Below are 9,291 nucleotides of genomic sequence, written 5' to 3' on the forward strand. Positions count from 1 at the left end.
CTACAAAAAACAATCAAAAGAAAACGCCGCCCCTTGGGGCGGCGTTTTCAGTTTGTTACCACCAGCCGCGGTAGCCCCAGCCCCAGCCGGGACCCCAACCCGGGCCCCACGGGCCGTACGGGTAGGCGGGTACTACTTCCACTTCGCGCTGTACCGGCCACAGGTAGACCACGTCGGCGGAAAGCTTGGGCAGCGGGTAGTCGTATTCGCCGATCTTGGTGCTCTGGTAGCCATCGATGCGGCCGATGAAGGTCACGTCGCGGCCCGGCTCGAACACCGCCGGATCATAGAAGCCGCTGCGGCAGGCGAGGAAGCGACCATCGCTGGCATCGCTGGACGTGGTGCTTGGGCGGCCGCTGGCATTGAGCGGGCGGGCCAGCATCTGGAAGCAGGTTTCGCCCTGGCCGGGGATGGTTTCGATGATGCGGCCACCCCAGCGAACCGGCGCGCCGGTCTGCTTCTGCGCCACTGCGTCACGCGGCGAAACGGGGGTGAACTGTCCCTGCAGCGGTTTGGGCGCCGTGGCACAGGCGGCCAGCACCAGACTGGCGGCGGCAACGAGGAGGATGCGGGTCTTCATGTTCGTACTCCGGGTTTCGGGCGGTGCCTGTGCAGGTCCGCCAATAATGAAACGACATCCGATCGGACGCCAGCGTAGCGCGCCTGAGTGAAACGCTGGCTGAGCGTCAGCAGATCGCTGCCAGGCCGGGCTCGGTCAACGCGGCTGGCCCAGTCGCTGGCGGTCTCGAACGGCTCACGGCCCAGGCCCAGGCGTTGGTAGCGGCGGCCCATGCGATGCCAGGCGCGCAACAGCGGGTCGCGCTGGCGTTCGCCGCGGGCAAGCAACCAGGCCATAAGGCCCAGGGCAAGGACCGCAAAGCCGGCAAACAGGGCAACCAGCTGCGAGGGGCTCAACTGTTTGATGCCGAAACCGCTGAGCAGGCGCTGCTGACGTTCGGCATCGAAGGACAGCACGGCGGTGTTCCAGCCGCGGCGTAGGAAGTCGCTGTACTGCAGCAGGCTGCTCCAGCGGCCGCTCAGGTCCATGCCACGGGTTTCGTTGTCATCGATACGGTCTTCGATGGTGTCGTAGATGCGCTCCGGGGCCACTGCGGCGGTGGGATCAACCCGGACCCAGCCGCGCTGTGGCAGCCAGACTTCGGCCCAGGCATGGGCATCAAGGCGGCGTACCACCCAATAGTTGCCGAAGCGGTTGCGTACGCCGCCGGCATAGCCGGTGACAACCCGTGCTGGAATGCCTGCGCCGCGCATCAGCACCACGAATGCCGCGCTGAAGTGCTCGCAGTAGCCGGCCTTCTGGTCGAACAGAAATTCGTCGACGGAGTGGCGGCCGGGCACTGGCGTGTTCAATGTGTAGGCGAATTCGCGATGGATCCAGTCCACGCTGCGTTGTACCAAGGCCGCATCATCGGTGCCAGCTTGGCTGCGCCATTGTCTGGCCAGGGCCAGGGTGCGCGGATTGAAACCTTCCGGTAGTTGCAGGGCCTGACGTCGCAGGCGTGCCGGTAGCTCGGCCTGGAACGCCTGGGCGGGACTGGAGCGCAGGCGCCAGCGGGTCAGTGCGGTAAGTGGTCGCGCTGAGGTCAGGCTGTAGTCGGCATCCAATTGGCTGCCAGCAGGTGCCTGCAGGGGCAGATCCAGTGCGACCAGTTCGCGCTGGTCGGTGGACTCGTATTCGATCTGGTAGTCCCAGTGCAGCGCGGTGTTGCTGACGTGGGGTGGGGGCGCAGCACGCTGGCTTTGCACCCGCGACCAGCGCCGGCCATCGAAGCGCGTCAGTACCGGCCCACGCCAATAGCGTTGGTCCTGCGCCGGTACCGGGCCGAAGAACTCGACCCGCAACGCCGGGCTGTCATCGGCCATCATGTCGCTCAGGCCGCCGGGCTGCATGCTGTCTGACAGGCCGGGGCGTCCCACGACCCGATCGGGTGTGCCCCACAGCGGCGTCGGCAGGCGTGGCACCAGCCAGAATGCCGACAAGGCCAGCGGCAGTGCCAGCAACATCAGCCCGCCAACCGTGCGCAGCTGGGCACGCGGTGGCAGATGGGCAATGCCCACTTCTTCATCGGCCAGGCGTTGCAGCGCGAGCAGGGCGGCCACCACGGCGGCGGCTGACATCAGCAGAGTGCTTGGCCCCTGGTCGAGCAGGAAGGCCGCAAATGGTGCAAACAGGCTGAAGCCAATCAAGCTGCGCGCATCACGCAGCGTGCGCAGCTCGCTGGATTTGATCGCCAGCATCGCCGCAAGCAGGGCGCAGCCATTGTCGCGGCCGGGGTTGGCGCCCATCTGCCAGTAGATGCAGGCCAGCATCACGCCGATCAGCAGCAGGCGCAGCAACAAGGGCATGGCGCGCCGCCATGACCATAGTGCCACCGACAAGGTGGTGATGCCGAACAGCGCCGCCAGCACGCCCGGCAACTGCAGCAGCAATGGCAGCAGCGAGAGGGCCGTGACCAGATTGATCCAGAGGCGGCTGCTGGCGCTTATCGCGGGCGCGGGCGTCTTCATGCGTTTGGCAACAGCGCCAATGCGCGCAGGCAGAGGTGGCGATGGGCGTCGCCGCTGGCCGGCCCGAATGGGGGCTGCCCGGGCAGACGCAGTTGATAGCTGCGGCCTTCGCGTTCGGCCTCATCCACCCAGCGCGCCAGGCGCGAGATGCGGCGTTCGTGGGGCAGGGCCAGCAATTGCTGCCAGTCCAATACCAGCTCGGCGCCGTAGGGGCGCTCGTACTCGCGCACCAGCAGTTCGTCGCGTCGCGCCGAATGCTTCCAGGCGATGCTGCGGCGCGAATCGCCGCTGCGGTAGGGGCGCATCTGCTGCAGTTCCTCACCTTGCGGGTGCACGCGGGTGCGGGTGGAGGCGCTGCCCGTATCCGGCAGCGGCGGTGCATTGGTTTCCGGCGCGGGATAGACCAGCAGCGCAGTGTCCGGCCAGAACCATGCCCAGGCGCGGACCAGGCCCAGCGGCTGGGTGCTGGTGATCCGGATGCGTGACAGATCCAGCCAGCCGCGTTGCTGGGTGGGTAGCCAGAGGTCGGCTTCGGCCTGGCTGTCCTGCTCCAGGTTGAGGTGGGTCTTGGCCGGTGGGTAATCCAACTGCAGGGCACGGCGCCAGCGGCGGTCGCCGCGCGCAAGCGCCAGCCGCAGGCGGATGGGAGTGCCTGCGGCCACCGGGTCGGCGGAAACGGCTTGCAGGCGCAGGCCTGACAACTGCAGGTGCGCCTGCACGGTGCTGGCCAGCGCGGTTGCGCCCAACACCAGTGCCAACAGCAAGGCGGGGTTGTTGTTGTAGTTCAAGGCGCCGAGCAGCATCACCGCGAGCAAGGCCGCCAGGAACAGACCGAAGCCGGTCGGCAGCACGTAGATGCGGCGTCTGTCCAACTGCGTCGGCAGCTGTTCCGGTTGCCGTGGGCGGGCCAGGAACTGCAGGGATTGCAGGCGCTGCCGCAGTGCTGCCAACACCTCAATCCACCTGCACGCTGTGCAGCAGGGTGCGCGCCAGTGTCGGGCCGGAGGATGCTTCGGCTTCGGCAACCAGACGATGCCCGGCGACCGCGATGAACAGCGCCTGCACGTCTTCCGGGATCACATGCTGGCGGCCAAGCAGCAGCGCGTGCGCCTTTGCTGCGCGCAGCAGGGCGATACCGGCGCGTGGCGACAGACCGACGCGCACGCCCGGGTGTTGGCGGCTGCGGGTGATCAAGGCCTGCACGTAGTCAATCAGCGCGTCACTGGCATGCACCTGGCCAACGGCTTCGCGCAGCATGCGGATGTCCTGCTCCGACAGGCAGGGGGTAACCCGCGCAATCAGGTCCCGGCGGTCTTCGCCGGCCAGCAGGGCCCGCTCGGCGTCGGCATTGGGATAGCCCAGGGTCAGGCGCAGCAGGAAGCGGTCCAGCTGCGAGTCTGGCAGCGGGAACGTGCCGGACATGTCCACCGGGTTCTGTGTGGCGATGACGAAGAAAGGGTCCGGTAGCCGGTGGGTCACGCCATCCAGCGTCACCTGCTGCTCGGCCATTGCTTCGAGCAGGGCGCTCTGCGTGCGTGGCGGTGCGCGGTTGATTTCATCAGCCAGCAACAGGTTGCAGAACACCGGGCCGGGATGGAACTGGAAGCTGCGGCTATGCGCCTCATAAACCGAGATGCCGAGCACATCGGCGGGCAGCAGGTCGGAGGTGAACTGCACACGCTGGAACTGCAGGCCGAGGCTGGAAGCCATCGCATGGGCCAAGGTGGTCTTGCCCAGCCCGGGCAGGTCCTCGATCAGCAGATGTCCGCCGGACAGTAGCGCGACAAAGGCCATCCGCACTTCCTGCGCCTTACCGAGCAAGAGGGAGTTGACCTGTTGTTGTGCCGCAGATAGGGACTGTAGTGTTACTTCGGTTAGCATTCCGGGCGGCGCCATTGTCATGGTCGTCTCGATACTTGGGCTGAAGGAAGTGTACGTGCCAAACAGGGGTGAGCAACGCGCATACGTAACGTTCCTTGTGCTGTGGGTGCTGGTCACCACGGCCAAGGTGCTGTTGGCCTCGCAATTGACTCTGTTCGTGGACGAGGCGTTCTATTGGCAGGAAGGCCAGCATCTGGCCGCCGCCTATTCGGACCTGCCTGGGTTGACGGCCTGGCTGACGCGGCTCGGCGTTGAGGTTTTCGGTGACCATCGGCTGGGCGTGCGCATGCCGTTCCTGATCATGGGCGCGGTGCTGCCGTGGATGGTCGCTGGTATCTGCACGCGCTGGTTTGGTGTGCGCATGGGCTGGCGCGCGGGCTCACTCGCGCTGTTGATGCCGTTGTCGGCGACGCTGGGCATCCTGGCAGTGCCGGACGTACCGATGGCGATCGCCGCCCTGCTATGCCTGGATGCCGGTGCACGCCTGCTGCGTGGCGTGGGGGCTGGCAGCGCCTTGTTGCTGGCCTGCGGCCTGTTGATTGGCGCGCTCAGTCACTACCGCTTCATTGGTGTGATTATTGTTGGTTTCATTGCATTGGTGCTGTTGCCGGAGGGCCGCAAGGCCTTGCGTGATCCGCGGGTATGGATTGCGCTGTCGGTGGGTTTGGCGGCATGGGTGCCGCTGATGGCATGGAATCTGGACAACCAGGACGCTGGGCTCAAGTTCCAGGTGATCGAGCGCCATCCGTGGGCGTTCCAGCCTGAAGGGCTGTTGTTCCTGGTGATCCAGCCGCTGTTGGTGACGCCACTGTTGTTCGCGGCGATGGCGGTGGTGGCAGGCAGGGGGCTGCGCAATGTGCAAGGTGGATTCCACCACCTGCAATGGCGCTACTTCGCCTTGGTCGGTGCTACCTCGACCTTGCTGATTTTCGCGTTGGGGTTCTTCACCGATGTGGAGCGGGTCAGCTTCCATTGGCCGCTGCCGGGCTATCTGGCCTTGCTGGTCTGTGTGCCTGCGCTGCTCACGCACTGGTCGCGTCCTTGGAGGCGCGTCTTGTGGGTGCTCACCGCGCTGGGCCTGTTGCTGGCGATGAGTTATTACCTGGTTGCCGCATCACCTGGCTTGCGTGAGCATTTGGCGGGCAGCAAGTACTACCCCCGTAATTTTGCCGGCTGGCAGCAGCTGTCCGAGGGCGTGCGCGAGGAGCTCTCGCAGATGCCGGAAGATACCCAGGTGCTGGCGGGCAGCTTCAAGGTCGGTGCGGAGTTGGGCTTCCGTCTCAACGATCCGTCGATCAAAGTGCTGCCACATGAGCTCAACGATCGGCATGGGCGCACCGCGCAGTTGGCGCTTTGGAAGTTGATCAGTGATGGCAGCCGCTCGACCCCGGTGCTGTTGGTGCTGGCGCCGGGTGACCAGCGTTACCGCGATCTGTTGGAGCGTTACCACAACGTCTGTGAATTGGTGGGGCCGCTGCCGCCGCCGAAAGTGATCTCGCTCGATCATGGCTTCCAGCGCTTCCTGTTGTTCCGCCTGCCTGCCGAAAAGCAACAGGGACCATGTGTGACACCCGCAATGGCATGGGTGGAAACCCCATCAGCTGGTCAGACGGTGAGTGGTGCGCTGCAAGTCAGTGGCTGGGCTTTCAAGGATGGCGTGGGATTGTCGCGGGTTGAGCTGCTGCTGGATGGTCGCAGCGTGGGTGACGCCATTTATGGGCGTGACTTCGACGTGCGCCCGTTCTGGAAGATATCCACCGATCCGCAACATCCGAATACCGGTTTTGATGCAAAGCTGGATACCTCAGGCCTGAAGCCCGGCACACATTGGCTGGGCCTGCGCCTGCATGGCAATGACGGCAGCGTCGAAACCTGGGCCGAGCAGCCGTTCGAGATCAAATAGCGTCGCTTGCGATCCAGGACTGCACGCAACAAAGCCGTAGCCCGGGTAAGCGCAGCGCACCCGGGGCTGTTGGCGGAAAGATTGAACGACCGGTAGATAGTGGTTCCCGGGTGCGCTGCGCTTACCCGGGTTACGGCAAAGCCGCAGGCTAGGGCAGCTGATAGCCCGCCTGCCGCAGCAGCTGTGCGGTCTTTATCAGCGGCAAGCCGATCAACGCCGTAGGGTCGCTGTTCTCGATGGCGTCGAACAAGGTGATACCCAGGCCTTCGCATTTGAAGCTGCCGGCGCAGTCCAGGGGCTGCTCGGCGTCGATGTAGCGCTCGATCTCAGCGGCCTGCAGGGGCCTGAAGCGGACCCGGGTGAGATCGATGGCCTGATGCTGGGCAATGCCATCGCTCACGCAGAGCGCCGTGTGGAACTGCACCTCATGGCCGGACATCGCTGTCAGCTGCGCAATGGCGGCCTCGCGGGTGCCCGGTTTGCCCAAAGGCTGCCCATTCAGCTCGGCGACCTGGTCCGAGCCGATGGCCCAATTGCCGGGGTGCTGGCGGGCAACCGCGGCGGCTTTGGCGGCGGCAAGGCGCTGCGCCTGGGCTGCCGGCGACTCGCCGGGGAGCGCGGCTTCGTCCACATCCGGGGCCGCTGAACTGAACGAAATCCTGAGCCGGTTAAGCAATTCAGCGCGATATCGGGACGTGGAGGCGAGAATCAGGGGCTTCATGTGTAAAAATACGCAGCTCGGGACGGCCAGTCTGCTGCGCCGTCGCCGGTCTGACAATGTTTCCGCCGCTATGGATTTGACAGCGGCGTGGCTACTCCTTAACATTCTGCAGCTTATGTCCGCGAACGTACCCGAATTGCTGGATGCTTGGCGGATGGTCATTGCGCGCAGGCGCTTTGATGGCCAGGTGCCTTTGTCCGAATTGACCCGCTTGCAGGGTCTGGTTGCCGATACCGAAGGCCAGTGCACGTATTCACTGGAATTCGATCGAGACAACATCTTGCAGGTGTCGTATGTCGATCTGACCATCGATACCGAGCTGCCCTTGATCTGTCAGCGCACCATGCAGCGTTTCCTGCTGCCGGTGTCGATCAAGCAGCGCTTGGGCTTGATCAAGGACGAAGAAGAAGAATCTGCGCTTCCAGAGGAATACGAAGCGATGCTGGTGCCCGAAGACGGCAGCCTGCGTCCGCTGGACCTGGTGGAAGACGAGTTGGTGTTGGCGGTGCCGGTGGTAGCGCTGGCGCCGGGAAGCGAGGCAGTCGAACGTGACTTCACCGCGACCGAAGAAGAATTGAGCAAGGCCAATCCCTTTGCGGCATTGGCGGCGCTGAAGAAATAATTGCGGCCGGTAATCGTCGGCGGCTGCGGCGAAAGCGAGTAGTGCTGGACGCTGGCGTCCTGTGCAATTAAACGACGAAGCAAACGAAACCGAGTTTGGAGCAATCCCATGGCTGTGCAGAAATCCCGTGTTACCCCGTCCCGCCGCGGCATGCGTCGTGCCCACGACGCCCTGAGCGCAAAGCAGCTGTCCACCGATCCGACCACCGGTGAAGTGCACCTGCGTCACCACATCACTGCTGACGGTTTCTACCGCGGCAAGAAGGTGATCACGACCAAGTCGACCCTGGTCGTCGAAGAAGATTGATTTGTGACGGCTGCCGCCACCTGAGGGTGGCGGTTGTTGCACCGATTCTTCCGGGGCCGCCTACGGGCGGCTTCGCGCAATAGGAAACAGCATGAGCAAGCGGATCTACTCGAGGATCGCGGGCACTGGTAGTTATTTGCCCGAGAAAGTGTTGACCAACGATGATCTGACCAAGATCGTCGAGACGACCAACGAGTGGATCGAGTCGCGAACGGGTATCCGTGAGCGGCACATCGCTGCCGACGACGAGACCACCAGTGACCTGGGCTACCACGCCGCCACGCGCGCGCTGGAAGCTGCCGGCATTGAGGCCTCGCAGCTGGACATGATCATCGTGGGTACCACCACGCCGGATCTGATCTTCCCGTCTACCGCTTGCTTGATCCAGGCCCGCCTCGGCGCGACCGGCTCGGCGGCGTTTGACGTCAATGCAGCATGTTCGGGCTTCCTGTTCGCCCTGAGCGTGGCTGACAAATTCATTCGCAGCGGTGATGCCAAGCATGTCCTGGTGATCGGTGCGGAGACCCTGACCCGTATCGTTGACTGGACCGACCGCACCACCTGCGTGTTGTTCGGCGATGGCGCGGGCGCCGTCGTGCTCAAGGCCGACGAAGACACCGGCATTCTCAGTACCCATCTGCATGCCGACGGCAGCAAGAAGGAGCTGCTGTGGGATCCGGTTGGCGTCTCGGTCGGCTTCGACAAGCCGGGCAAGATCAACATGAAGGGCAACGACGTGTTCAAGTACGCCGTCAAGGCGCTGGACTCGGTTGTTGATGAAACCCTGCAGGCCAACGGTCTGGACAAGTCCGACCTGGATTGGCTGATCCCGCACCAGGCCAACCTGCGCATCATCGAAGCTACGGCCAAGCGCCTGGAAATGCCGATGGATCGCGTGGTGGTCACCGTCGACAAGCACGGCAATACCTCGTCCGGCTCGGTACCGCTGGCGCTGGATACAGCGATCCGTTCCGGTCGCGTCGAGCGTGGCCAGTTGCTGCTGCTGGAAGCCTTCGGTGGCGGTTTCACCTGGGGCTCGGCGCTGCTGCGCTACTAAGCGCCTCCGCAAGCAGATCTACCGCACGGGCAGCCAATGGCTGCCCGTTGTCGTTGGCGCCGCCTGTATGCCGGGCATGGCTCGGCACCACGCCCCCTCCCTTTGCCGCAGGCAAGGGGAGGGTTGGGGAGGGGGGGGCTTTGCGCTGTTGATCTATCGGCTTCGCGGCTTACGCCGCTCCCACAGCGCAAAACCAACCTGTAGTGCCGAGCCATGCTCGGCATGAGGCTTTACCGGTAACGCCCCTGCCGAGCATGGCTCGGCACTACAGG

At 64.4% G+C, this 9,291-nt stretch carries 9 protein-coding genes; 4 read left to right on the forward strand and 5 right to left on the reverse strand.

Features of this window, described 5'->3' with window-relative positions:
- Positions 1–55: 55 nt before the first annotated feature.
- Genes AC13FW_RS17390 through AC13FW_RS17405 form a run of 4 tightly spaced genes read right to left on the reverse strand, consistent with a single transcriptional unit; the run spans position 56 to position 4,410 of the window.
- Positions 56–580, reverse strand: coding sequence for a Slp family lipoprotein (locus AC13FW_RS17390; RefSeq protein WP_282270727.1), 525 nt, complete (start codon positions 578–580; stop codon positions 56–58).
- Positions 577–2,529, reverse strand: a complete 1,953-nt coding sequence (locus tag AC13FW_RS17395) for a transglutaminase TgpA family protein (protein ID WP_482989897.1) — start codon at positions 2,527–2,529, stop codon at positions 577–579. The genes AC13FW_RS17390 and AC13FW_RS17395 overlap by 4 nt, the downstream gene beginning before the upstream one ends.
- Positions 2,526–3,482: a DUF58 domain-containing protein gene (locus tag AC13FW_RS17400; protein WP_296252770.1), complete on the reverse strand. Its 957-nt coding sequence runs from the start codon at positions 3,480–3,482 to the stop codon at positions 2,526–2,528. Before AC13FW_RS17400 ends, AC13FW_RS17395 begins: the two co-directional genes overlap by 4 nt.
- Before the next feature lies 1 nt (position 3,483).
- The gene (locus tag AC13FW_RS17405; RefSeq protein WP_296252772.1) at positions 3,484–4,410 is read right to left on the reverse strand and encodes an AAA family ATPase; all 927 of its coding nucleotides are present in this window, start codon (positions 4,408–4,410) and stop codon (positions 3,484–3,486) included.
- 19 nt (positions 4,411–4,429) lie between these two features.
- On the opposite strand from AC13FW_RS17405, the gene AC13FW_RS17410 reads away from it, so the two are divergent.
- Positions 4,430–6,313, forward strand: coding sequence for a glycosyltransferase family 39 protein (locus AC13FW_RS17410; protein ID WP_296252774.1), 1,884 nt, complete (start codon positions 4,430–4,432; stop codon positions 6,311–6,313).
- A 148-nt stretch (positions 6,314–6,461) separates the two neighbouring features.
- Here AC13FW_RS17410 and AC13FW_RS17415 read toward each other — a convergent pair whose 3' ends face one another.
- On the reverse strand, positions 6,462–7,034 hold the full coding sequence (locus tag AC13FW_RS17415; protein ID WP_482989898.1) for a Maf family protein: 573 nt from the start codon (positions 7,032–7,034) through the stop codon (positions 6,462–6,464).
- A 115-nt stretch (positions 7,035–7,149) separates the two neighbouring features.
- On the opposite strand from AC13FW_RS17415, the gene AC13FW_RS17420 reads away from it, so the two are divergent.
- The 3 genes from AC13FW_RS17420 to AC13FW_RS17430 all read left to right on the forward strand — a co-directional run bounded on the left by AC13FW_RS17420 (position 7,150) and on the right by AC13FW_RS17430 (position 9,019).
- Positions 7,150–7,656 (forward strand): YceD family protein, encoded by a 507-nt coding sequence (locus AC13FW_RS17420; protein ID WP_296252778.1) that lies wholly within the window; start codon positions 7,150–7,152, stop codon positions 7,654–7,656.
- A 108-nt stretch (positions 7,657–7,764) separates the two neighbouring features.
- Positions 7,765–7,962 (forward strand): 50S ribosomal protein L32, encoded by a 198-nt coding sequence (gene rpmF, locus AC13FW_RS17425; protein WP_282270713.1) that lies wholly within the window; start codon positions 7,765–7,767, stop codon positions 7,960–7,962.
- Between the two features lie 91 nt (positions 7,963–8,053).
- On the forward strand, positions 8,054–9,019 hold the full coding sequence (locus AC13FW_RS17430) for a beta-ketoacyl-ACP synthase III (RefSeq protein WP_296252782.1): 966 nt from the start codon (positions 8,054–8,056) through the stop codon (positions 9,017–9,019).
- Positions 9,020–9,291: the final 272 nt, after the last annotated feature.

The sequence above is a fragment of the Stenotrophomonas sp. 21LCFQ19 genome, from assembly GCF_056861425.1.

Bases quoted from the DNA above. Each gene is read 5' to 3' on its own strand.
- rpmF (WP_282270713.1), top strand. From the start codon at position 7,765: ATGGCTGTGCAGAAATCCCGTGTTACCCCGTCCCGCCGCGGCATGCGT.
- AC13FW_RS17420 (WP_296252778.1), top strand. From the start codon at position 7,150: ATGTCCGCGAACGTACCCGAATTGCTGGATGCTTGGCGGATGGTCATT.
- AC13FW_RS17405 (WP_296252772.1), bottom strand. From the start codon at position 4,410: ATGCTAACCGAAGTAACACTACAGTCCCTATCTGCGGCACAACAACAG.
- AC13FW_RS17430 (WP_296252782.1), top strand. From the start codon at position 8,054: ATGAGCAAGCGGATCTACTCGAGGATCGCGGGCACTGGTAGTTATTTG.
- AC13FW_RS17395 (WP_482989897.1), bottom strand. From the start codon at position 2,529: ATGAAGACGCCCGCGCCCGCGATAAGCGCCAGCAGCCGCCTCTGGATC.
- AC13FW_RS17415 (WP_482989898.1), bottom strand. From the start codon at position 7,034: ATGAAGCCCCTGATTCTCGCCTCCACGTCCCGATATCGCGCTGAATTG.
- AC13FW_RS17390 (WP_282270727.1), bottom strand. From the start codon at position 580: ATGAAGACCCGCATCCTCCTCGTTGCCGCCGCCAGTCTGGTGCTGGCC.
- AC13FW_RS17410 (WP_296252774.1), top strand. From the start codon at position 4,430: ATGGTCGTCTCGATACTTGGGCTGAAGGAAGTGTACGTGCCAAACAGG.